Origin of the sequence: Confluentibacter flavum (genome assembly GCF_002843175.1) — a bacterium.
Classification (GTDB): domain Bacteria; phylum Bacteroidota; class Bacteroidia; order Flavobacteriales; family Flavobacteriaceae; genus Confluentibacter; species Confluentibacter flavum.
This window is the reverse complement of sequence record NZ_PJEO01000011.1, coordinates 109,319-134,526: the sequence shown is the minus strand read 5'-3', so window position 1 is coordinate 134,526 and position 25,208 is coordinate 109,319. Positions and strand designations below refer to the sequence as shown.

Below are 25,208 nucleotides of genomic sequence, written 5' to 3'. Positions count from 1 at the left end.
ATCTTATTCAATTGTATGGATATTTTCATTAATCTTAGGAATAATGGTATTTTATTAGTATCAATCACATAATATTTTTAATTTTTTTTTAAGATTAATACATCCATCTTACAAAGGCTTCCATGGCTGCATAGTGCGACAAACCTAATTGATCATACAAATCTGCCGTTTCCCTGTTTCTGTCTTCCGCACGTTGCCAAAATTCTCTACTATCTGCACCTTGAAATACCACACCATCTTTTTGAGACTGGTGTTTAAAGATTCCTTTTCGTTTTTCCAATACTTGGTCTGGCCCCATTGGTACGGCCATTTCTATTTCATCGATGCCCCATTCTTGCCATGCCCCACGATATAACCAAACCCAACAATCGTCCATAAACTTTTTGGGTTTTAAGCGTTTCACAGCTTCAAATACCGCATCTAAACATACTTTATGGGTGCCATGTGGATCGGCCAAATCACCAGCAGCATAAATTTGATGGGGTTTTATTTTTTCTATTAAATCCATCGTTATTTGGATGTCTTCTTCCCCTAATGGTTTTTTCTCTATGGTACCAGTTTCATAAAAAGGAAGTTCCATAAAATGGATTTGGCTATCTGGTAAACCAACAAAATAACAGGTAGATTGGGCTTCCCCTTTTCGTATTAAACCTTTAATGTACCTAACTTCAGGTATATCTATTTCACTTGCTTTTTTATTCTTAAGAAATGCTTCAGCTTTTTTATATATTGCTTTGGCCTCTTTACTTTCTATACTGAACTTAGTATTATAATCACAAACAAAACTGGCAAACCTGAGAGCTTCATCATCAGCAACAGCTATATTGCCCGAAGTCTGATACCCAACATGTACCTCATGCCCTTGTTCCTGAAGGCGCTTGAAAGTGCCCCCCATACTAATGATGTCATCGTCTGGATGGGGACTAAAAATAAGCACTCGCTTTTTGGCAGGCTCAGCACGCTCTGGCCGTTTGCTATCATCAGCATTTGGCTTACCTCCTGGCCAGCCCGTAATGGTATTTTGTAATTTATTGAAGATTTTAATATTAATATCATATGCGGGTCCAGAATCTGCCAACAGATCACTCATACCATTCTCTATATAATCCGCATCGGTTAACATTAAGATTGGTTTTTTTAAATGAAGTGCCAAACCCAAAACGGCTTTTCGGATGAGCTTATCCGTCCAATTTACCTTTTCAACCAACCAAGGCGTATTGATGCGCGTTAATTTGGATGCTGCTGCTTTATCCAGAACAAACGTAGCATTGTTATGTTCCTGTAAAAATGATGCTGGCACCAAATTGGTAATCGTGCCTTCCACAGAGGTTCTTATAATGTTTGACTTTCCTTCCCCCCAGGCCATCAATATCACCCGTTTAGCCTCCATAATCTTTTTCACTCCCAAAGTAATGGCCGTTCTTGGTGTATTGTTCAATCCTGAGAAATCATTGCTTGCCGCTACTCTTGTAATATGATCCAAAGCTACTAAGCGAGTCTTTGAGTTTTGGAGCGACCCAGACTCGTTAAAACCAATGTGACCATTGCCGCCAATGCCCAAAATCTGCAAATCAATACCGCCCAAAGCCTCTATTCTTGCTTCGTATTGATTGCAAAAATCCGAAATAGCTTCTTTTGTCAATGTCCCATCTGGAATATGATAGTTTTCTGGAAGTATATCCACATGGTTGAACAGTTGCTCTTTCATAAACCGCACATAGCTATTGATGGAATCTGGTTCCATGGGATAATATTCATCCAGATTAAATGAGATGACATTATTAAAGCTAAGTCCTTCTTCTTTGTGCAAACGCACCAATTCCGCATACAATCCTTTTGGAGACGATCCTGTTGCCAATCCCAATATACAGGGTTGCTTTTGGGCCTGCTTAACCTTAATTAAATCCGCTATTTCCTTGGCAACCGATTTGGAAGCTTCTGTTGAATTTTGGTAAACTACAGTTCCTATATTTTCAAATCGTTTTTCAAAACTTGTTGCCTTATCTATACCACTCTTTAACATTGTTTTTGATTTATTTCTTGGTTATATATTTTGATTATTTTAATGACGCTTTCCTATAGACCAACTTTTATATGTGTGTCCCCATACTGCAAAAAACAATATAATGGCATAGCAAGGAATCAATATCCAATAACTACTATTGGCTGCCGATGCTAACGCCTCAACTTCTCCAACTCCTTTAGCCATTAGTTCATGCTTATTGGCATCTACCAAACGTCCATACAAAGGCGGTATAATAGCCCCTCCTGAAATAGCCATAATAAGTAAAGCAGATGCTGTTTTAGTGAACTTGCCCAAACCTTCTAATGTCAATGGCCAAACGGCTGGCCAAACCAATGCGTTTGAAATCCCTAAACATGCAACAAATAGAATAGAAGTAAATCCTGAAGTTAATAAAATACAAACACTAAAAACAATACCCAATAGCGCACTCATTTTAAGTGCCGTACTTTGCTTTAAGTATTTAGGAATTAAAATAACTCCTAAAGCATATGTAACCACCATGGCCAAAAGGGTAAATGTTGTAAAAAACTTTGCATCAGCCGCAGAAAACCCTAAAGAAATACCATAAGCAATAATGGTATCACCTGCAATGACTTCTGCACCTACGTAAACAAACAGCGCTAATACACCTAACCATAAGTTAGGGAACTGAAAAATGTTTGTCTTTGTTGTTCCCCCATCTTTAGCTTCAATAGTCTCAGCAGCTTCAACATGAGGTAAGGGAGCTTTTCTGATTAATAATCCTAAAACGAATAAAACCAGTGCCATAACCAGATAAGGCACAAACACACTATCTGCCATACCATCTAAAAGCACACTTTTTTCTTCTACAGATACGTTTGATAATTTCTCTTTAACTTCATCTATCCCAGATAATAATAAAGCACCAAAAATCAATGACCCTAAAGCTCCTGCTGTTTTGTTTGCAATTCCCATAATGGCAATACGCTTTGCACCACTTTCTATAGGGCCTAATATGGTAATATAAGGATTGGCTGCTGTTTGCAAAAGTGTCATGCCTATACCTTGAATAAAAATACCGGTTAAAAACACCCAATATGTTCGCGCTTCGGCAGCAGGAATAAAGACTAAAGCACCAACCGCCATTATAATTAAACCTAAGGACATGCCTTTTTTATACCCGATTTTATTTAGAATATAAGAAGCTGGCAACGCCATCACCACAAAGGAAATATAAGATGCTGTAGCTACAAAATAAGATTGCGCATCGGTTAGCTCGTTTATGGTCTTCATAAAAGGAATGAGTGCCCCATTTATCCATGTTACAAAACCAAAAATGAAAAATAGTCCCGCAATGATTATGATTGGAACTAAATTTTTATTGGGCTTTGCTTTGGGTTTTGTTGTTGACATAGCATTTATTATTATTAATTTATGAAAAAATTGGTGATATTATATTTGCGTACTTTTAATACATATCGTCGCTATTACACCAATTCATTTCCCATTCTTTTATTGATTCCCTTTCTTTTAATTCATCAAAAGGTTGATTAGTTATTGTAGATTCTCTTAGTGCCTGTAAAAACATGCTCCATCTTGGCCAATAAAATTCTTTGTACATGCCTTGCCATGATCTAGAAGCATAATCATTTAAATGACCTTCACCGCCCCATAAAGTAATGAGCATTTTAGCATTTTTTAAATAAAGTTTAGATTCTTCTGCAGAATCTCCATAATTGTAGGCAGATGTTAACCAATGATTTAAATTATTTGTGGGTTGACCTGAAAGCATGGCATCTATATCCAAAGATTGCTTCTCTATTTTTTTGTACAATTCGTCTCCTCTTGCTAATTCTTTTGCGTTATATGCCTTAACACATTCTACCAATAAATCATCAATACATAAAGAATAATAATGTCTGGATACATCTAACAAATCATAATAGAAAAAGCTATTTTCATCAAAGTTTTTAGATTCCTTAACCAACATATTTAAAGCTTGACCTAGCTTTTCTTTATTCCCAGGATTTCCCTTAAATTCAGTTATTTTTAAAGTTGGTCGTTTAAAAAATAAATAAGCCCCTGCTCTACTATCCCACCAACGGGTCTCCCAATATTTAGTGCTGTAAACAGATTCTATTAATAATTTCCATGCTTTAAAAACCGTATCGGATGTGTTCCCATATCTAGCGTTTAAGTACGTTTTCAACCATTCTTTTACGGGTTCTTTCCCTTGCTCCCATGCGAGATCATAAATATATTCGTAAACTACTGGGTTATTATTCAATCCTTCTGGCATCACACCATAACCCACTAAATTTCCTTTGTTTGAGTTATCCAATAAACTTTTAAGTTCTTGATTATAAAAATTCAAATCACCATACACAGGATTGGATCCTCCGTAATTATGCACATACCCATAAGTCCATTGCTTCCCATAAAAGGCTTCTTGATGTTCCCATACCTTGTACCTATCATTGGCATAATCTTGAATGATTAATCTGTTATCAGGAACTTTACTTAAAAAAGCCATCGTTGCTTCTTTTGTCCAATAATCTTTATCATTACCAAAAAGCCACCCTTGCATCACCCAAGTAGCCCCAGGAACTGCCTCGTTAATGGTTTCGTAAATAGTTTTTCCATAATCTGATAGTTCTTCATACTTGTTTTCTTCAGATACCGGAGGCTGAATTTCATTAAATGAATCTGCTAAATAAAAATCGGATTGTCCATATAATTCTGAATACAATTCTATAAACCGTTTTCCTATTTCTTTAAATAGTGGATCTTTTGGATCTAACAAAAACGTGCTTTCAAAACCTCCACCAGACCAAGAACTTAATTCGCTTATTTTTGATTTTGGATATTTTTCTGCAAATGCTTTTGGTACATAGCCGCTAAAAGCCGGCACAACGGGATGCATGCCTAATGCTCTCATTTTTTGCAGTATTTTTTTCTGAATGTTGGATTTTTTATCCATCCACGTTTGAGGCAATGGTCCTTCATGGCTATTTATATTACCCATTCGTTGCCATGGTAAAAATGCGGGCCCTGTAAAATGCTCTTGCAATTGGCTATCTGTTAACCCAAATTCTTTCCATAACTGTTGCCAAACAATTTCTTGTCCTTCTAAAGCCGTTGGCAAATTAATACCATGAAGTGCCATCCAGTCTATTTCTTGCGACCACCGCTCCCAGTCCCACCAAGGTGTAGTATATCCAAAGGTGCAGGCATTTAAATATTCTCTGTATTTAAAGGGTGTTGCTCCTTTTTTAGAATAAATTGGCCATGTTTTAGGCACATTTATTCTATGACCTTCCCAACTAACCAAAACTGCCGCAATATCCTTAAGAAAATGATAGGCCGCATAACAAATGGCCGTATGGGTGCTTCCTTTGATTGTTACTTTATTTGCTGTTGCTTCAATTTCAAACCAATCAGCGGATGTATCATCTTGTTTTTCTACAATAATGAGTTCAAAATCATTGGCACGTTCGCCAATAAGATTTTCTATAACTTCATAGGCGCTTTTACTTTTTATTTCTTTTGTATTTTTACATGATATAGTGAACATCAAAAAAAATGACATCAATAAAAGTGGAACTAAAATTTTAAATGACTTATAGTGTTTGATTTTTAAATACTTTTTTTTCATTGTGAAAAAATTAGATTGAAGCTTAAAGTTTATTATTTAGTGTAGCACTTTTGTTATTAGAAAAAGTGGAAAAAAATAGGGAGAATAAATTATTTTAGAATAAATCATCTCCCTATATACCAACTAAACTTTGAATTTAACCCCCAAAATCTTAAATTTAAAATTTGAGGTTCCATTCATTTAAACATTGCGGTTTCAAATTGAAACCATTTGCTATTAACAAATTTTATACTAACTATTTGTAAAATTAAAAGGGAAGACCTTTTTTAAGATGGACACATTACTCAAAAACATAGACAAATTACTCTTTATTTAAAAATATACTGCTTTTACAAAAAAATCCTAAGAAATTTATTAGACATGGCATTCTTCATGCCCACAAAATATTTTTATAAAACTATTCATATGTAAACTTACTTACACCTCCTTGGGGAATAACTTTTAAAATATCGCCTGCAGCATTAAAATTCAAACTATCTATAGCCAATTCACGTAAAAGGGTATCATTGTTATCTTTAATCCTGTGGTAGAAAATATAATTTTGATTGTTAACATTAAAAACAGTATGGTGGCCAGGTCCTAATGTAGTTGAATTTTTAGACGTTGAAAGTATGGGACTATTGGCACCTTCTTGCCAAGGCCCATAAGGAGAATTTCCGGTTGAGTATCTAACCATATAAGTGCTATCTGTACATTTTCCTTCAGAATACATTAAATAATAGGTGCCATTTTTCTTTAACATAAAGGGTGCTTCAAAATAATGTGGTGGCGTAATATCCTGTATCTCATTTTCATTAAAAGACACCATATCATCATTCAATGGCACTATAAAACAATGTCCGTTTTCCCAATTTAAACCAGACCCCCAATATAAATAAGCTTGGCCATCCTCATCTATAAAAGCTTCGGCATCTATCATATGATATTCTGGAAACATATCGCCTTTTATAAAAGGTGAATGATCTTCTTTAGCGTTTTTCCATGGCCCCAATGGGTTTTCACTTTCTCCAACCCAAATCTCGCTACCTACCGAAACGTACATATAAAACTTTCCGTTTTTTGCTTGTATTACAGATGGTGCCCATACCATACTTCCATTTGAGGTTAAACTTGTACATGCTTCCTTAGTTGGCCAGTTAATGTGTTTTTGTTCCCAATTAATAAAGTCTGAGGACTCAAAAACCGCTAACTCATCTCCACCCCAAGGGTCTATAGTAGCATACACATAATATTTTCCTTCGTACTTAACCATGGAAGGGTCTGCAAAATAGCCTGGGATTACCGGGTTCTCAATTCTGGTTGTTACAGGCTCTTTAATATCTTCAAGTTTCTTTTTTTGTTTGCAGTTGAAAACGAGCAATAAAAGGATTAAAAAATACAATGGCTTTTTTAATAGGTTTATTTTTTTTGAAATTTTAAGCATTGTTCAATATTTTTGGTGATTATCTTTTTAACACACACGTTGTTAATGATTTTTTTGGAAGTGTCATGACTTCCTTAATTCCAAGAACTGACACTTTTTTTAAATTGACATCTGTTGTGTTAGTTGTTTGGTAAACCTCCATGGCTTTAAATTCTTTTGGAATTCTTGAAATTTTAATATCCTTTGAAGTGTCAAGTTGGTTTACCAAAATAACTACTACCTCATCTTCATTCATATACGCCGATTGCAAAACGCCTTCAAGAGCTTCTTCAAGGGATTTTTTATCAGAGTGCGATGTGCCAATACGTATCATTTCTGGCTTTATAAATCTTGAATAATGCCCAAGTGCCCAAAGCATTTTCGATTCATAATAATTGCCTCCAAACTTATTGTCATCTATATAAATGAGACCGTCTTTAAAATCGTAGGGACTAACTGCCAACCACCAATGCCATGCCGAAGCATTTGCCAAAACCAAATCCGAATGAATGACTCTTGCTATATACATTGCGGGATCGATACCCAAATCGCGTCCACCGCCTTTAATAATGTCATTATCCTCAAGAATACAATATTCCGACATCCAAAATTCCAAAGAAGGATCAACTTTTTGTATTTCCTTGCTTAATAGGTGTCTTGTATTTTTTAGGGTTTCTAAATCCCATGTAGAGAAATAACTATGACCTGCAATTTTTTTAGCGATTGATTTTAAATCCCCGATATAACCGGGCGAATTTTTATCAAAAAAGTAGGCGATTTGATTTCCTCGGTTAGGTCTGTTTTTTTCCGAATACAAAAAATCCAAATGACCCGCTTCGGTAATTTCTATTTTAGCTGAAATATTATGTGTATTAAAAGAGGCATCTATCGCTTTCGTTGCCTCAACTATCTCATCATTGTTCCAAGGAGACCCTTCTTGTTTACAGCATTTCCAATCCCACTGAGGTTCGTTAAAAGGACTTATATAATCAAAATCAACGCCTGTTTCAATTTTTACGCCTTTTACAACTTCCGATAGAAAATCGGCGAACTTTTTATAGTTTTCACTTTTAATATTTGCTGAAAGCCCATCTTCTGAAAATGCTTTACCATTTTTTGTATAAAAAACGGGCGGACTATTTACAAAACCAACAAATGTTTTAACCCCTCTTTTTTTAGCTTCATTTAAAAACCAAAGTTCCCCAGATTGTTTGTTCCAATTATAGGTGCCATCTGCGTTTAAAAAACTTTCAGATCTTCTCCACTCCGTAAGTATCTGGCTATCTTCACCTTGTTCTGTACTACCTGCACCAATATTAAATCGCCAGGCGGTTAACCCAATACCTTCTGGACTTCCGTCTGGCTTATTTGAGGTACTAAATAATAGAGATGCTATTTTGTTTTTTACATCTTCGCTCCAATATTTACCAACAGCTTGTATGGACCAGGCATCCGAAGCGCCAAAGTTATGTATGGTTTGAAATGTTTTATTTGTATGCAATGTGATTTCTAAAACAGGTTCTTTTTGTGCCATACAATCCACATTCTTAACAAAGAAAACCAGAAGTATGAGATAAAATGTTCTAAAATGTTTAAAATACTTCATCATTTTAATCACATTTTTGGAACCATTGAAAACGAATATTGGTAAACTGTATTTGCATAATACATATATGGAGCGTGTGGTTTTGCGCCCCAGCTATCATCGCCACCAACGCCCATCATTTTATGGTCTAAATGCACTTCCACAAAATCCCTTTTTTTGACATCAATTGGAGTTCTTAAACTCTTTTTCTTGCCTTCATCAAAATCTTCGGCACCATGGTGCAAGGCATTAAATTCAATAGGCGTGTTATGAGCTTTAACTGTAAAACCCATTCCAAATTGATTGGTTAAACTTAGCCATCTAGTGTCTGTTTTATGTCCGTTTTCTTGTGGTCTGCCATACACCACATATTGATCTGCTACTTTCGATTGGTAGATGCTAATAAATGCCGCCGTGTTTCTGTCTATATAATTTTCCCAAGGACCGCGACCATAATATTTTAGATTATCGAATTCTTTGGGCATTCTGAACACAACTCCAATACGTGGGATTTCAGGTAAATCTGCTTTACTGGATTTAAAAGTATAGTCCACTTTAATTTCCCCGTTACCATAAATGCTGTAGACCATATCTATCGTACCTTCCACCGTTGGTAATTTTAATGTTGTATTGATGGTTAATTCCGAAGTGGACACGATGTTATGGTTGATGCTTTCTAACATGGCATTGTTCATGGCTTCTTTCCACACCACGGCTCTTACCTGCATTTTATTTCCAAAATCGTTATCCGTTGGGGCTCGCCAAAATGTTGGGGTTAAAGGATTGTTCATCAATTCATAATGATTCAATTTGTATGACGTGATAGCTCCCGTTTTTTTAGAAACATTTATAATAAAATTTCCTCCTTTAACAACAATGCCATCTTGGCCATCTTCAACCTGTAACTTACCTAAAGCCATTGGATTGATAAATTGCAAATCTGAGGTTTGCAACGAAAACTGTTCTGAAGCTACCTCATGCCCGAATGGAATCAGTTCAGTTTCTTTTCCTTGCAAAGCATAGATACTCAAGAAATATTCATTCCCTTTTTCAGGATTGAAATTTTTTATGCCAAGGTTGACTATTTTTTCTGTTTGAGGAGAAATACCAGTTGGGTTGAATGTCCCCGATTGAATGGCTTTACCGTTTTCCATTAATTCCCAATTAACTAAGTAATTATCCAAATTCGAGAAAAAATGCTCATTGAAAACGGTAATCGTTCCCTCAGAAATTTTCAAATCCTTAAAATGTATGTCTTGATAGACTTTTTTAACTTCAAACAGTCCGGGATGCGGTGTTAAATCTGGATTCACCAAGCCATTAAAACAGAAATTATCATCATGGTGTATGCCTTCTGGTTCAAAATGTCCTCCATAGGCCCAAAACTTGGTACCGTTCTCACTGTATTTTGTAATACCCTGATCCATCCAATCCCAAATGAACCCCCCTTGTATCTGTCTGTTGCCACGCACCAAATCCCAGTATTCCTTAAAGTTGCCAGAACTATTGCCCATGGCATGGGAATACTCGCACCATATAAAAGGACGCTCCGCATCCGTGCCCACCCACTTTGCAACATCTTCTATGGACCTGTACATTTCACCAATAATATCGGTATGTTGCTCTGTAATATCCGACATGCGTTCGGCACGCTCGTAATGTATGGGTCGGCTCTTATCCAATTCCAAAATAGCTTTATAACCTGCTAAAAAATTAGGACCATCACCGGCTTCATTGCCCATACTCCAAATAATTATAGAGGGATGGTTTTTATCTCTTTTTACCATGTTCAAAATACGTTCTACATGCGCCGCTTTCCATTCTGGTTTATTTGCCAAAGTTTCTGATGGCTTATAACCCATACCATGTGATTCTACATTGGCCTCATCATAAATGTACAGACCGTATTGATCACATAATTTATACCAAAGCGGATCATTGGGATAGTGGCTGGTTCGAACGGCATTGATGTTGTTCAGTTTCATCATTTTAATGTCCGCAACCATATTTTCTTCATTGACAACATGTCCATGATATTGGTTATGTTCATGGCGGTTGACGCCTTTTAGAAGAATGGGTTTCCCATTTACCAATAACTGTCCTCCTTTAATTTCTGTGGTTCTAAAGCCTATTTTTATTGAAGTCGCCTCCATGGTGTTTCCTTTACTGTCTTTTAAATTTAATACTAAAGTGTATAAGTATGGGTTTTCCGCAGACCATGCATTCACTTTAGTGATGTCGCCAGAAAAGCTCAATTTATGTATGCTTGAAGCTTTAATACTGAATAAACTTTCATTTGATAAAACTTCTTTGCCTTGAGCATCCAAAACTTGATATTGCAATTTTAAATTGGACACTTTTTTAGTGGATGCATTCCTTATTTTTGTTTCTAAAGTAAAAACACCGTTTTCATAGTTTGTATCTAATAAGGCTTTTGAAAAGAAATCACTTATGTGGGTTTTTGATCTAGCATACAGGAAAACATCCCGTTGGATCCCCGATAACCTCCAGAAATCCTGGTCTTCCAGATAACTGCCATCGGTAAACTTAAAGACTTTAACCGCCAATTTATTTTTCCCTTTTTTCACATAGGGCGTGATGTTGAATTCTGCAGGAAGTTTGGAATCTTGGTTGTAGCCCACTTTAATTCCGTTTATCCATAGATAATAACCGGATTTCACAGAACCCAATTGGATATAGACCTCACGGTTCAACCAATTTTCATCTACTGTAAAATAAGTTATATAAGAGCCTACCGAGTTTTGTGTGTCTTTTATAAATGGCGGATTCTTCTCAAAAGGATACTCTATATTGGTGTAGTTTGGATAGCCATATCCGTAGAGTTCCCAGTTTCCAGGTACGGGGATTTCATCCCAGTTGCTGTCATCAAAACCCGTTTTTTCAAAATCTGGAATACCTTTATCGGAATGGTCCGTAAAACTAAATTTCCATTTTCCGTTTAAACATTTAACAAAGTTTTCATTTTCTATATAATTGTCTAAAGCATTCTTTGTATTTGAATAAGGATGAAAAGTAGCTCGGGCTTTTTCTCTGTTCTGTTGGAACATTTCAGGATTTTCCCAATCGTTTTGGCTGAATGCATTTTGACAAAAGATTATTATCAATAAATAGAAAATGATTTTTTTCATAGGGTGAATGTTATTGTTATTACTTTTAAAATGAATATAAGGTAGGTATTTACCATTGTGTTGTTAATCATTTTTCTATCAACCAATTCAAATATTTGGAAAAAGGGGAGGTAAAAAACACCTCTCCTAATCGATCCCAACTAAACTAAAGATTTCAAAATAAACATTCGCAAATCAATAGAGATAGTAAAATTATAGAGAACATATAGTGTCGGCATAGATATATTATCCAAATGCATGGACATACTTTGATTTAAGTCTTTTAATCCTTTAAAAGTTTTGACAAAGATTTTTTAATTATATATCTTCGATTTTCTTACTGCTTGAAACTTCAAATCTTAATTATAAAATCATCATCAAATTGAATACTATTTTAAATATTAATAATTTATGATTAAACCGTTATCCATCTTAATTATTCTTTTATCTGTTCCTAGCCTCTGTTATTCTCAATCAAGCCAAGTTTTATGGTATGATGAACCCGCCAATTACTTTGAGGAAACCTTGGTATTAGGTAACGGCAAAATGGGGGCTTCTGTTTTTGGGGGTGTGAGTTCAGATAAAATATACCTTAACGACGCCACATTATGGTCGGGCGAACCTATAAACCCCAACAATAATCCTGAAGCTTACAAATATGTGGAGCCCGTTAGAAACGCTTTAAAAGAAGGGAACTATAAGCTTGCCGATTCGTTAAACCGTTTTATTCAAGGTCAGTTTTCTCAATCCTATGCACCTTTAGGAACTATATCCATACATTATAAAGACCAAGAAACATTTAAAAATTACCACAGGGAACTTGATATTAGCAACGCTATTTCCAAAGTATCTTATGAAACCAATGGTGTTAAATTTCAGCGTGAATATTTTATATCCTACCCAGACCAAATAATGGTTATTCACCTAACAAGTAATAAGAAAGAATCCATTAATTGTTCCATTGGGTTTGAAAGTCTTTTAAAATACAATATCACAAGAGAAAAAAACATCATGAAAGTTAATGGTTATGCGCCTTATCATGCAGAACCAAGCTATAGAGGGGATATACCAAATGCCATCCTATTTGATGAGAAAAAAGGCACTCGTTTTACAACCCTTTTTAAAGTTTCAAACAAAGATGGAAATGTAATAAACACTGGTAATTCCATAGAGCTCAAAAATTGTACTGAAGCTACTATCTATGTTTCCATAGCGACCAGTTTTAATGGCTTTGATAAAAATCCAGTGACTGAAGGCGTTGATAACAAAGCATTAGCTATAAAAAATCTTGAAAAAGCTTATAAAAAATCATATACATCCTTAAAAGAAAGGCATATAAAAGATTACCAAGAATTATACAACCGTGTTGCCTTAGATTTAGGAAATTCCGATGCTCCTAAATTACCAACAGACGAAAGGCTATTACGTTATAAGGATGGCCCTGAAGATAAAAATTTAGAAATTCTATATTTTAATTTTGGAAGGTATTTGCTAATATCTTCATCAAGAACAGAAGGTGTTCCTGCTAACTTACAGGGCATTTGGAATCCTTATATGCGTCCACCATGGAGCAGTAATTACACCTTAAACATTAATGCCGAAGAAAATTATTGGCTTGCAGAAATTGCAAACCTTTCAGAATTACATAAGCCTTTATTAACTTTTATAAAAAATGTTGCAACTACTGGAGCCGTTACGGCCAAAACCTATTATGGTGTCAATGGTTGGGCAGCTTGCCAAAACTCCGATATATGGGCATTGAGTAATCCTGTTGGCGATTTTGGTGGTGGTGATCCTAATTGGGCAAATTGGAATATGGGTGGCACTTGGCTTGCTACACATTTATGGGAGCATTATTCTTTTACTCAAGATAAAAATTATTTAAAGGAAGATGCCTATCCATTAATGAAGGGTGCTGTACAATTTTGTTTGGAATGGATGGTGAAAGATGATAAAGGGCATTGGATAACATCCCCCTCAACGTCACCAGAAAACATTTATATTACCCCAACAGGTTATCATGGAGCCACTTTGTACGGTGCAACGGCCGATTTAGCTATGATAAGGGAATTATTTAATAATTTTATTAGTGCCTCAAAAACTTTAGACATTCATGATGAATTTCTAGATGAAGTCATTAAGGCAAAAAACAATTTACATCCCTACACTATTGGGAAAAAAGGTAATTTGCAAGAATGGTATTATGATTGGGAAGATGAAGACCCAAAACACCGCCATCAATCCCATCTTTTTGGTCTCTATCCCGGAAACCATATTACCGTAACCAATACTCCAGATCTAGCTGATGCTTCCAGAACAACTTTAGAAATAAAAGGTGACGAAACCACAGGCTGGTCCAAAGGATGGCGCATAAATCTATGGGCAAGGCTTTGGGATGGCAATCGTGCCTATAAAATGTACAGGGAATTACTTAAATATGTTGACCCCGACAAGTCCACTGGAATTCACAAAGGGCACGGAGGTACTTATCCCAATCTTTTTGATGCACACCCTCCATTTCAAATAGATGGCAATTTTGGTGGTGCCGCTGCCGTTATTGAAATGCTCATGCAATCAACTAATGATAAAATCTATTTATTACCTGCTTTACCTGATGCTTGGAAAGATGGTTCTATAAAAGGTATATGTGCCCGTGGTGGCTTTGAAATCTCTATGGTGTGGAAAAATAACGCATTAACAAAAACACAAATAACTTCTAAAATATCAGGAAAAGCAACCTTAGTTTACAATAACGAACAAAAGGAAATTGAGTTAAAAAAGGGCGAAAAAATAGATGTTATTTGGTGAGATTACTTGATAATAAGAGAACATTAAAAACAAAAGTCAAATCAATGCATTCGGTTACCTTTTTTATGGGTTTTTGAAAGTGGTAACCGAATAGGTCACTTTTTTAATCAAACCAAAGCAAATTAAATGAGAGCCTTTAAAATGCAAAAACTTGATAATCATTCGATTACCAAGTTTTTGACACTATTTGATATACTAAAAAGTCGGGGTGGCAGGATTTTCAACAAATCCGCAACCCCTTTATTATCAGTATTTTAAACACTTTTAATTTAGTATGGTTCACCGAATTGCACACTAAAGTCAAAAAGAACTATTTAAAAACAAATTTTATCTGTCTTTTGAGATTGCCAATATACAAAATATGGTAAAAAAACATAATTTAAATTAATGTTTTTTATTATAGATTAATGGAAGTGATCTAGATTATTAAACTGCTTAATAATATTTATTATGTTTTAATACTCCTATCGTTTTTGTCTCTCATAATATTAACAAAAACCAAATTCTAAATCACTAGCACATTTGAGTAATTATAAAAGGCTTGTTAGTTAATTGCTGATAAAATATAAAAGCTTAGCCTCAGATATTCTAAATAAAAACAAAGCAAACTAATTGAGTTATTCTACCCAATCACACTACTTAACTTAAACATTGTCAAGTACATGGCAATAAGAATAACACCAACCAGTACACCTACAATTAAAATAATAAAGGGTTCCATAATGGTGGACAACATTTTGGACTGCTGTTGAACTTGGGTATTGTATTGCATATTGAGTCTGTCAAAAATAAACTCCGTTTGGTTGGTTTCCTCTGCTACTTTTACCAAGGCTATCATTTTATCAGCAAACAATTTATGTTGAGCCAAACTTTGACTAAGCGACTGACCTTTTAGAATATGCTGCCCTTTGTTAGTCATTATTGGTGTCCGTTCTATCCAGTCATAAATAACAAACCCAAAAATGTGATGTTCTTCATATTGTTTAGTTTTATTAACATTTAAATAAAATCCTTCAAAAAATTAATTTTGGCTCGATAAGATTATTTAGTTTTTTTATGTATTCCTGTTTTAATAAGGATAAACCATATTGATAGGAAGCATTCATCCAGCCAAAACCACCTTGAGATATGTATTGAAAATTGGTGCCTACATTGCCATATTCTGCATATACTTTGTGGGTAGCTTCAACAACATTGTATTTTTCGGGTATAGTTCCATTATAATCCACAACACTTTTAGTAATCATGAACAACCATCTATAAATTAATTCCTGTGCTTCTTCAACAAAACCATAATTTAACAATCCTTTCCAGATTATCATTTGATGCGGTGCCCATCCATTTGGATAATCCCATTGGCGTTGGGGTTGATTTTTAGAAACCATTTCAATACTTGCTTTTGTACTACCTGCAATTCCTCCTTTTTCTTTTAGTAATGGGATGGCTGTTTTAACAAGTTTATTAGCTTGATGCTCTGAACACAAATTAGCCCACAATGGTATTAAGGTTGTTGCCCCAATAAATTGTGATTGCTGATTGGTGATAACATTAAAATCAAAATACAAGCCTTTACTGTCGTTCCATAAATATTTATCGACAGCTTTTTTTCTGGTTTTCGCTTTATCTTTCCAATAAGTAGTAGTGTATCCTTGAAACTCACCATTAAATTCACTCTCAATTATTTCTGAAAAATCTCTTTCATATTTATACAACATCGCATTAAGTTCCACAAGGTTTAAGTCCGCACAATGACCTTCAATTCTATAAGAAGTGTCGTGACCAGATTCTCTTACAGTCCTATCATGTGTAAAATAAATATCTAAAGCATCATTGCTAATAGCACCTTCGGCATATCGTTTTTCATAATCTCTAACACTCATATTTAGTGCATCGGCAAATGGTTTAAGAACCGTATCAAAATGACCTTCTTCACATTCAGGTGGAAGCCCAATACCTTCAGCCAAATATCGGTTAAGCTCATTGTCTGTAAGCCGTTTTCCTTTTACCATCCATACCGTTTCATATTCTTTTATTGCGGTTTGAAGATGGCTTTTCAACCATGTTTTATCTTTTGCTAATTCAAAAACTTCCTTAATTAAACTGGTATAAAAAGGCGGTTGGGTTCTGGTTAAATAATAAGATCTGTTGGCATTTAAAATTTTACCATAATATTCAATTTCGTATTGAAAATTATCTGCCATAGCTTTAGATAATTCAACTTTACCATCAATTAACAATCCAACCGACTCGAAATAACTATCCCAACCGTACATCTCATTAAAACGCCCACCAGGAACTACAAATGGAACACCTTCAATTAAACCATTATTTTCTTGAAGTTTTAATGATAATATGCCTGGTTTAATGTTAATGGATTTTACGAACTGAGGCGTTACGTTTTCTGGTAGCTGAATGGTTTCTATGGGCAATGATGATTCAAGATTTTTATAATAATTGAAAGCTACCGAATCTTGATACGGAATGTATATTCTTAATTTACTTGAAGTTAATGATTCATTTTTTGTATCGTGAATAAGATCCTCTACACCGTTTTTATCCATGGTTCTGGTAAGAGCTTCCCAAAAATAATCTTTTATTAATCTAGAAATACGTGTTACTGGCGGCTCTTCAATTTTAGATAATGGGATTTTGGCAACATTACAACCTTCAAGTTTTGCAATTGCCAATTCTTGCAATAAATTAGAAAGATGGTAGGTGCCTTTAATTATGTAATCTTCCCCAGAAGTTGTTTTAACTACAAATGTTTTTAAACCTTTATCTTCAATAGTGATTTTTTTATCACCATCTGTATCTTCTTGATGCAATAGTTTACTTAAAGTGTCTTGTATATTTAAGTGAAAAATCATAGTGTTTTAATTACTTGTTTTTTGGTTATTCTATCAATCAGTAAAACAAATATTATTAACAACACCATTGGTATTAAAAGAAAATAAAAAGCTTTTGCTCCACCAATACTTTCGAATAATTCTCCTACAATTCTAGAACCTATAGTGCCTCCTAATGCCGAAAAAATGATAATTAAACCAGACATAGGAGAATGTAATTTTTTTGGTAACGAGCTTAGTACCGTTGAATTTAATAATGGGTAAATTGGCGCTATAAAAAGTCCGATTAAAGGTAAGATATACCCAAGTAAAGGCACTTCGGTTAAAGTTTTAATTTCTACCAACGAATCTATTTCTGTATTTAATTGAGGCAAAACACTTAATAAAGTAATACCAGAAATAACAACGCAAATGATAACCAAATAAACCCAAGATATAAATTTGGACAAATAACCAGCCATAAACCTACCCAATGCTAAAGATAATGCCAAAATACTGGCCATTTGAACGCTTAATACTGCACTAAATTTGAAGATTTTTTCATTGAATCTGGGCAACCAACTCATAATTCCTTGCTCAATCATAACAAAGAAAAATGCTGACACCAAAAACACTAAAACCAATGGTACAATTATTAATTTTAAAGAACGGGTCATATCTTCTTTTAAATTAGTGCCTATGGCTTCTACTTCATACTCAATTTTAGAAAACAATAAGAAAAGGAAAGAAATTACTATTAACACAGCAAGTAAATAATATACATTTAACCAAGCTTTTTCGTTGGTTTCAGAATAAAAAGCTGGAAACAAGAAATAAGCTGATGCAATACCTACCATAAAAACGCCTTCAATAGAACTCATTAAATAAGAATGGTCTTTTTTTGTGGTTGTTACAATTCCTATAAGCGAATACACCGAAAGTTTTATAAGTGCAAAACTTACTCCTATCGATAGAAATAAAAATTTCGTGTAAATGAATGAATTGCCAAAAATCATTAAAAGACAACCAAAAAATACGATTGCCAACCCCGTTAACATGGCCTTTTTATAACCAAATCGTGGCAAAAACGAAGCTACAAAAAACGAGACAATCGCAATTGGTAAATCTTTAAATGCTTCTAATAATGATGCTTGTGATTCACTAATATGATACACATTGATTGATTTAGCGATAACAATGCCCACGCTATTCAGTAAAATAGCAAAAACAAAATAGTTTAAGAAAATGGATATTTTAATACTTAGGTTTTTCATTTCTATATTTATTAATGGCCTCCACCAGTTGTCACAAATGTATATTTGGTATCATATATTGATTTTGTTTCTTTTAAACGCATTGCTAATAATGCAGAAATGGCAAAGAAAACACCTGCAAACAACATGGCATTAACTGCATTATCTCCTAACAGATATTTATAGATGGGACCAAATGTTAACGTTTGAATAAACATAGGTATTACAATCATCATGTTTAAAATACCCATATAAACGCCTCTACGTTCTTGAGGAACAATTTTTGAAACCATAGTGTAAGGTATTCCCATAATTGCTGCCCATCCTATACCGAACAATACCATGGGCACTAAAACTAATGTGGGATTTGTAATATAGGGTATGGAAAATAATGCAAAGGCAGTACCAATTAAGCTTAATGCATAAACTTTTTTTTTACCAAAATGCAATGTTAAAGGCACTAAAGCCAGTGCCACCAACATGGTTACGATATTGTATGTTAAACTCATTTTTGCTGCTTGCGACACTGCTTCGGAAGTTGTAAAACCTAGCGTTTGTTTAAATAGTGGTGTTGTAAACTGCCAATAAATAAACAAGGCATACCATTGAAATAAATATACTGCACCAATTTTCCGCATAAACTTTGGCATGTCTTTAATAGCTTCAACAATTTCATAAAAAGGTTTTGCTGTTTTCTTACCAATAGGTAGTAATTTGTTTTTATTAATTTCTGCCAATTCCTGATTTGATGGAGGAATTTCAGGTATTTTAAGCACTGACCACAAAATGGTGGTTAAGTACAAAAAAGCACCAATAAAAAATGAATAATATAACCATTGGGGAATTGTACCTGCTTGTTCCACAGACTCGCCACCAAACAAATATTGAAATAATACGATTGAGCCATTTGCTAATAAGATCCCGGCACCTACAAAAAGGCTCTGCATTTGATAACCAAGACTCAGTTGCTTTTCAGGTAATTTGTCCCCAACAAAAGCTCTATAAGGTTCCATTGCCATATTATTACCTACATCTAAAATCCATAGCAAACCAACTGCCAACCAGAGTACGGGACTATGAGGAAATACAAATAAACACAAACTACCCATTAAAGCTCCTATTAAAAAATAAGGTTTTCTTCTTCCCCAACGTGGTGACCAAGTTTTATCAGAAATGGCTCCAATTAAAGGTTGTATTAGCAATCCTGTTACTGGTCTCCCTAAATTAAGAATAGGCAACATGTCTCCTAGTGCTCCTAAATAAAGAAAGATTGGATTAATAGCCGTTTGCTGCAACCCAAAACTATACTGAATTCCTAAAAACCCAACATTCATATTAAAAATTTGCCAAAACGTTAAGGACGGTTTTTTTATCATTTTTTAAGTTTTAGGATTAAGCATTTTTAAGTTTTTATCTATAATAATATCTGTCATTCCTATATGTTTACTAATTATTTGATGTTCTATCTCTAAAACTTGTTAGTTAAAATCCTTTAAAGTATCTTTTGCTCGCTTTATTCTTGATACATGTGTTTCTTTATAGGTTTTTTCAATAAAAATCCTGTAATCAGAATTTTTAAGCAGGCTTGAATAAGTGCCTTCAACAATGAATGATGTGTTTACTTCTTCCTTTAAAATGATATTCGATTTATAATCCACTAAACGCCCTAATAAATACTTACTATTAATTTTTTAATTGATTTAAATGCGTGTCCAACAATTCTAATTTTATCGCATCAATTCCAACATTCCCTAAATCTTTTAGCCTCATACTATGATTGTCTATAATAATCATCTAAATGAAATAAAAATCCTTTTAAGCCTAAAGTGTTTTCTATATCTTCTTGTAATGCATATGCCAATGAAGTTTTACCACAACCAGACTCGCCACTAACATATATGCAAATAATATGGTCTTTATTTAGTTGTTGTTTAAACTTAGAGAAAACGAAATCAGATACATCTTTATACTCTGAATGATATATAATTTTATCCCCACCCAATCATAATCCTAATTTATCTTTGATTTAATGATATAATTACGGCTTGATAAGGTTGTAAAGTGATTATATTATTCTTTACATTTAATGTCTTATAATTATTAATAATTGTTTTATTCATGTCTTTTACCTCGTTTAATTGAATGTTTGAATTATTACTTTTGAAATTTAATAACACCAACATTTTTTGCTTATTCAAGGTTCTTGTATAAGCAAAAATTTCTGGGTGTTCTGCTCGCAAAAGCTGGTAATCTCCATAAATTAAAGCTGGATTTTCTTTACGTAGCTTCACCATATCTCTAAAGTAATTCAAAATTGAATTTGGTTCATTATCTTGAGCTTCTACATTAATTTGATTGTGATTTTTATTAACCGACAGCCAAGGTTCACCTGTTGTAAAATCTGCATTGTTTGAATCATCCCATTGCATGGGAGTTCTTCCATTATCTCTGGCACCACCAGTTTTTTGGTATTCAATAAACTGATTTAAATCACCTCCTGCAATCTTTACTTTTTCGTATTCTGCAATGGTTTCAATATCTTTGTAATCTTCAATTTTATTAAAATAAGCATTGGTCATACCTATTTCATCACCAAAATAATAGTAAGGTGTACCTCTCATGGAAAATAAAAATGTTGTAAGCATTTTTGATGAATAAGTTCTAAATTCTGGTGTGTCATTTCCCCAACGCGAAACCATTCTGGGTTGGTCATGATTTCCTAAATAAATGGTTCCCCACCCTTTATCTTTATAAACGGCATCCCATTCAGAATATATTTTTTTGAATTCGACCAAACTCCAATTTGGGTTCATTTTCTTGAAATATCCTGATATATATCCTAAGTTGACACCATCAAAATGATAGCCCATGTTTAGTTCATGGCGGTCTTCATCTACAAAATTTAAAGCGGTAGATTTTAACATGCCGGCACCTTCGGCTAAGGACATGCCATCGTACTTACTTAAAACTTCTTTGTTCATTTCCTGTAAATAGTCGTGTAAATTAGGGCCGCTTGCCATATAAACATCCCAACGACCTTCGTATTTTTTATCTAGTTCTTCTTGGGTTATTACTGGAAATGTGGTGTCTTTGGCTATAAACGGAATAACGTCCATTCTAAAGCCATCAATTCCTTTTTTTAACCACCAGTGCATCATGTTATAAATTTCTTGGCGCACTTTTGGGTTTTCCCAGTTTAAGTCGGGTTGTTTATAACTAAAATAGTGCAAATAGTAGGCATTGGTTATGGAGTCGTATCTCCAACCGCTTCCATCGGCTTCAAATGAACCAGGGCGAAAAGCGGGCTTACCTTTTTCGGCCGGCCACCAGTGGTAATAATCCCTGTATGGATTATCTCTTGATTTCCTGCTTTCTTGAAACCATTTATGTTCATCACTGCTATGGTTTACTACTAAATCCATTACCAATTTTAATCCTCTATCATGCATGCCCTTTAGCAATGCATCAAAATCTTCCATGGTTCCAAACTCGGTCATTATAGCTTGATAATCTGATATATCATAACCATTATCTGCATTTGGCGACCCATAAATTGGATTTAGCCAAACCACATCTATTCCTAGGCTTTTAATATAATCTAGTTTTGAAATAATGCCTTTTAAATCGCCTACGCCATCGCCATCGGTATCTTTAAAACTTCGCGGATATATTTGATATACAACGGCTTCTTTCCACCAATTTTTTGAGGGCTGATTGGTTTGTACATTATTTTGTGATTTTTTAGAACAACTAACTAAAACCAAAAATACGGTTACTAATAAAATAACATTTTTCATGTGTGAATATTCATTATTTTTTAAAGTCATATGGTATCGCCTTATTTTCACTGGTCTTTTTTTGCAAAAAACTTATTGTTAATGGCGATTTCATAATTAATTTTTGATAGAACAAATAACTGACTGATATGGTTTCAAGGTAATTTTTCCGTTTTTATTAATTAAATCACTGTAATTATTAATTAAAATCGATTCTATTTTTTTAGCTGCATTAACACTAATGCTAGATTCATGGTTGGTAAAATTTAAAAGCACGAGCATTTTTTTACCATCTAAAGTTCTGGTATAGGCATAAACTTCTTCATTATTTTCATCTAATAATTTGTAAGCACCATAAACCAAAACCTCGTTGTCTTTTCTGAGTTTCACCATTTTTTTAAAGTGGTTTAAAACCGAATTGGGATTGTTTTCTTGGGCTGCAACATTGATTTCTTTATGATTTTCATTTACTGGCAACCAAGGTGTACCTGTTGTAAAACCAGCGTTTGTTGAGGTGTCCCATTGCATGGGTGTTCTACCATTATCTCTAGAAGTAAAATTTAAATCTCGCATAAAAGCATCCATGTCTTTTTTCTCTGATAGTGCTTTTTTATAGCCATTTATAGCAGCAATATCTTTGTATTGAGAAATAGAATCAAAATGAATGTTTGTCATGCTAATTTCATCGCCGTAATATATGTATGGTGTGCCTCTCATGCTTAAAATAAAGGTATTAATCATTTTAGCCGAAACTTCTCTAAATTCTGGACTGTCGTTACCAAACCTACTTACAACTCTTGCATTATCATGGTTGTTAAGAAATATGGAAATCCAACCCTTTTCAGCAAATGATGTATCCCATTTTGTAAATGATTTTTTTAATTCAGAAAGCTTGTAGCCTTCTAACTTATTGCCAATACCAACACTTTCAAAATGATATGCCATTTGAAGCTCTTTTCTATCTTCATCAACCAGGCTATGCGCATCTTCTAGGGTACTGCCTGCACCCTCAGAAACTGCAAAAACATCATATTTACTTAAAACCTCATCATACATTTCTCTTAAATATTTATGCAAATTGGGGCCCATACCGTAATATTTATTAATGTCTTTTTCGAAGTTTTTTGGAAGCTTAGGAAAGGTTGTATCTTTACTTACATATTGAAAGGCATCTAAACGGAATCCATCTACGCCCTTTTCGGCCCAAAATTTCATGATGCTGTAAACCTCTTGCCTAACTTTGGGGTTTTCCCAATTAAGGTCGGGTTGTTTTTGGGCAAAATAATGTAAGTAATATGAGTTTGTAATAGAATCGTATTTCCATGCTTCGCCTTTTTCATCAAAGAAACTCCAGCGGTAATTTGGCTTTCCTTTTTCGGCAGGCCACCAATGGTAATAGTTTCTATACGGATTATCGCGTGAGCTTCTAGATTGTTTAAACCATTCATGCTCATCGCTGCTGTGGTTTACAACAACATCCATTACAAATTTAATTCCTCTTTCGTGCAAGCCCTTTAGCAATTCATCAAAGTCTTGCATGGTTCCAAATTCGGTCATTATTTCTTTATAATTACTTATATCGTAACCGTTGTCGTCATTTGGAGATGCGTAAATTGGATTAAGCCAAACGGCGGTAACACCCAAACTTTTTATATAATCTAGTTTTTGTATAATGCCTCTTAAATCGCCAACGCCATCGCCGTTTGAATCGTTAAAACTTCTTGGATAAATTTGATAGATGATGGATTCTTTCCACCATCTTTTATTGGAATTTACTAACTCTTTTTCCAATTTAACCTGTTGTGTGCATCCCGCAATTACTGTCATTACAAATAAAATTTTGAAATAGGTTTTCATAATATTGTATGTTTTACTTATTAATTAATTGGTATATAAACTTCGGCCTCCCATGTTAATTCGCTTTCACCAGAATGGGGGTCGTTTTTAAAAATTTCTATTGGTAATTTTTTTATATCAATATGGTTTGTTTCTGCATAGTCCAGAAGTGTAAACCAAGCCCTATCGGATACTCTATAATTGCCGTTAAATAGTATTTTTAAGGCTGCTTTTTCTTGTAATGCTTTAATGTGTATATTTTTAGAAATAGGCATGCTATCTTGCTTACTTATAGGAAAACAAAAATCAAAATTTATGGTATCTTCTTGAAGATTCCAATGTGTAACTTCTACAAAAGGATCTCCGCTAATTTTAATATTGTTTTCTCGAATATATTGCATTAACACCCCTGCATGTTTAATCATTTGGTTTGCCTTGTCGTGAAGTGAAGACTCTAAAGACATATACACGCCATATTGCTTTGGGATGGTAGATTGGCTAACATGTGACAGTTTATATTCGCTTTTGTGAATAATTAAGCCTTCTTTAATATGTTTTAAGGTTGATAATGCACATTTTACAAAATCGGTTTTAAAAAAAGGCACTCTCAGTTTTTGATAAAAACTATGGTTTTTATCTGTTAACAACGCTGTTACTTGGGTTGTGGAATCGTTTTTACGCTTAATAACCCAATCTATACTTATTAACGAATCTGAAGAAATACTTAACTCTTGAGATAGGTTTGTAAATGGGCGTTTAGAAATTGTTTTCACAACCTTATTGGTTGTTGGCTCCCAATTATTCCACCCTGTTAATGTACTGTAAACAATTCCTGGTGCTTGGGTAGTTTCAAAAATAATTTTATAGTCATGCCCTTTAATAAAAAAATACCAACCCAAAGCCAAAATAATGCCTAGCAAAAGGATATATTTAAAAAACTTTATATTCATGTT

General features: G+C 34.2%; 16 protein-coding genes. 1 reads left to right on the top strand and 15 read right to left on the bottom strand.

The window, feature by feature from the left end; all coding sequences use genetic code 11:
- Positions 1 to 94 precede the first annotated feature (94 nt).
- From nagB to CSW08_RS02265, 6 genes are all read right to left on the bottom strand, one after another.
- Entirely contained in the window at positions 95 to 2,023 is a 1,929-nt protein-coding gene (nagB, locus tag CSW08_RS02290; protein WP_106658288.1) for a glucosamine-6-phosphate deaminase, read from the bottom strand.
- A 39-nt stretch (positions 2,024 to 2,062) separates the two neighbouring features.
- Positions 2,063 to 3,400, bottom strand: a complete 1,338-nt coding sequence (locus CSW08_RS02285) for a sugar MFS transporter (protein WP_106658287.1) — start codon at positions 3,398 to 3,400, stop codon at positions 2,063 to 2,065.
- Between the two features lie 55 nt (positions 3,401 to 3,455).
- Positions 3,456 to 5,642 carry an alpha-N-acetylglucosaminidase gene (locus CSW08_RS02280; protein WP_106658286.1) on the bottom strand — a complete coding sequence of 729 codons (2,187 nt, stop codon included), beginning with the start codon at positions 5,640 to 5,642 and terminating at the stop codon, positions 3,456 to 3,458.
- Between the two features lie 397 nt (positions 5,643 to 6,039).
- Complete coding sequence (locus CSW08_RS02275) at positions 6,040 to 7,065, bottom strand: family 43 glycosylhydrolase (RefSeq protein ID WP_106658285.1); 1,026 nt, start codon at positions 7,063 to 7,065, stop codon at positions 6,040 to 6,042.
- Between the two features lie 19 nt (positions 7,066 to 7,084).
- Entirely contained in the window at positions 7,085 to 8,653 is a 1,569-nt protein-coding gene (locus tag CSW08_RS02270) for a glycoside hydrolase (protein ID WP_238987182.1), read from the bottom strand.
- Positions 8,654 to 8,658: 5 nt separating this feature from the next.
- Positions 8,659 to 11,778 carry a glycoside hydrolase family 2 TIM barrel-domain containing protein gene (locus CSW08_RS02265; RefSeq protein ID WP_106658283.1) on the bottom strand — a complete coding sequence of 1,040 codons (3,120 nt, stop codon included), beginning with the start codon at positions 11,776 to 11,778 and terminating at the stop codon, positions 8,659 to 8,661.
- Between the two features lie 390 nt (positions 11,779 to 12,168).
- Here CSW08_RS02265 and CSW08_RS02260 point away from each other — a divergent pair, with 390 nt between their 5' ends.
- The gene (locus CSW08_RS02260; RefSeq protein ID WP_106658282.1) at positions 12,169 to 14,565 is read left to right on the top strand and encodes a glycoside hydrolase family 95 protein; all 2,397 of its coding nucleotides are present in this window, start codon (positions 12,169 to 12,171) and stop codon (positions 14,563 to 14,565) included.
- 622 nt (positions 14,566 to 15,187) lie between these two features.
- On the opposite strand, the gene CSW08_RS02255 is transcribed toward CSW08_RS02260, so the two are convergent.
- The 9 genes from CSW08_RS02255 to CSW08_RS02215 all read right to left on the bottom strand — a co-directional run bounded on the left by CSW08_RS02255 (position 15,188) and on the right by CSW08_RS02215 (position 25,205).
- Entirely contained in the window at positions 15,188 to 15,484 is a 297-nt protein-coding gene (locus CSW08_RS02255) for a type II secretion system F family protein (protein ID WP_238987181.1), read from the bottom strand.
- 94 nt (positions 15,485 to 15,578) lie between these two features.
- Positions 15,579 to 17,432: a trehalase family glycosidase gene (locus tag CSW08_RS02250; RefSeq protein WP_106658281.1), complete on the bottom strand. Its 1,854-nt coding sequence runs from the start codon at positions 17,430 to 17,432 to the stop codon at positions 15,579 to 15,581.
- Positions 17,429 to 18,664 carry an MFS transporter gene (locus tag CSW08_RS02245; RefSeq protein ID WP_106658280.1) on the bottom strand — a complete coding sequence of 412 codons (1,236 nt, stop codon included), beginning with the start codon at positions 18,662 to 18,664 and terminating at the stop codon, positions 17,429 to 17,431. Before CSW08_RS02245 ends, CSW08_RS02250 begins: the two co-directional genes overlap by 4 nt.
- 11 nt (positions 18,665 to 18,675) lie before the next feature.
- Entirely contained in the window at positions 18,676 to 20,019 is a 1,344-nt protein-coding gene (locus CSW08_RS02240) for an MFS transporter (protein ID WP_203226836.1), read from the bottom strand.
- 102 nt (positions 20,020 to 20,121) lie between these two features.
- Positions 20,122 to 20,301: a hypothetical protein gene (locus CSW08_RS02235; protein ID WP_106658279.1), complete on the bottom strand. Its 180-nt coding sequence runs from the start codon at positions 20,299 to 20,301 to the stop codon at positions 20,122 to 20,124.
- A gap of 113 nt (positions 20,302 to 20,414) precedes the next feature.
- Positions 20,415 to 20,645, bottom strand: coding sequence for a hypothetical protein (locus CSW08_RS02230; RefSeq protein WP_106658278.1), 231 nt, complete (start codon positions 20,643 to 20,645; stop codon positions 20,415 to 20,417).
- A 13-nt stretch (positions 20,646 to 20,658) separates the two neighbouring features.
- Complete coding sequence (locus CSW08_RS02225) at positions 20,659 to 22,470, bottom strand: glycoside hydrolase family 13 protein (RefSeq protein WP_106658277.1); 1,812 nt, start codon at positions 22,468 to 22,470, stop codon at positions 20,659 to 20,661.
- A gap of 66 nt (positions 22,471 to 22,536) precedes the next feature.
- Positions 22,537 to 24,276, bottom strand: coding sequence for a glycoside hydrolase family 13 protein (locus tag CSW08_RS02220; protein ID WP_238987180.1), 1,740 nt, complete (start codon positions 24,274 to 24,276; stop codon positions 22,537 to 22,539).
- Between the two features lie 20 nt (positions 24,277 to 24,296).
- Positions 24,297 to 25,205 (bottom strand): GyrI-like domain-containing protein, encoded by a 909-nt coding sequence (locus CSW08_RS02215; protein ID WP_106658276.1) that lies wholly within the window; start codon positions 25,203 to 25,205, stop codon positions 24,297 to 24,299.
- Positions 25,206 to 25,208: the final 3 nt, after the last annotated feature.

What these genes read in the sequence shown, in the direction of transcription:
- CSW08_RS02215 (WP_106658276.1), bottom strand. Translation starts at nt 25,205, where the DNA reads ATGAATATAAAGTTTTTTAAATATATCCTTTTGCTAGGCATTATTTTG.
- CSW08_RS02255 (WP_238987181.1), bottom strand. Translation starts at nt 15,484, where the DNA reads ATGACTAACAAAGGGCAGCATATTCTAAAAGGTCAGTCGCTTAGTCAA.
- CSW08_RS02250 (WP_106658281.1), bottom strand. Translation starts at nt 17,432, where the DNA reads ATGATTTTTCACTTAAATATACAAGACACTTTAAGTAAACTATTGCAT.
- nagB (WP_106658288.1), bottom strand. Translation starts at nt 2,023, where the DNA reads ATGTTAAAGAGTGGTATAGATAAGGCAACAAGTTTTGAAAAACGATTT.
- CSW08_RS02285 (WP_106658287.1), bottom strand. Translation starts at nt 3,400, where the DNA reads ATGTCAACAACAAAACCCAAAGCAAAGCCCAATAAAAATTTAGTTCCA.
- CSW08_RS02245 (WP_106658280.1), bottom strand. Translation starts at nt 18,664, where the DNA reads ATGAAAAACCTAAGTATTAAAATATCCATTTTCTTAAACTATTTTGTT.
- CSW08_RS02260 (WP_106658282.1), top strand. Translation starts at nt 12,169, where the DNA reads ATGATTAAACCGTTATCCATCTTAATTATTCTTTTATCTGTTCCTAGC.
- CSW08_RS02280 (WP_106658286.1), bottom strand. Translation starts at nt 5,642, where the DNA reads ATGAAAAAAAAGTATTTAAAAATCAAACACTATAAGTCATTTAAAATT.
- CSW08_RS02265 (WP_106658283.1), bottom strand. Translation starts at nt 11,778, where the DNA reads ATGAAAAAAATCATTTTCTATTTATTGATAATAATCTTTTGTCAAAAT.
- CSW08_RS02275 (WP_106658285.1), bottom strand. Translation starts at nt 7,065, where the DNA reads ATGCTTAAAATTTCAAAAAAAATAAACCTATTAAAAAAGCCATTGTAT.
- CSW08_RS02240 (WP_203226836.1), bottom strand. Translation starts at nt 20,019, where the DNA reads ATGATAAAAAAACCGTCCTTAACGTTTTGGCAAATTTTTAATATGAAT.
- CSW08_RS02270 (WP_238987182.1), bottom strand. Translation starts at nt 8,653, where the DNA reads ATGATGAAGTATTTTAAACATTTTAGAACATTTTATCTCATACTTCTG.
- CSW08_RS02225 (WP_106658277.1), bottom strand. Translation starts at nt 22,470, where the DNA reads ATGACTTTAAAAAATAATGAATATTCACACATGAAAAATGTTATTTTA.
- CSW08_RS02220 (WP_238987180.1), bottom strand. Translation starts at nt 24,276, where the DNA reads ATGAAAACCTATTTCAAAATTTTATTTGTAATGACAGTAATTGCGGGA.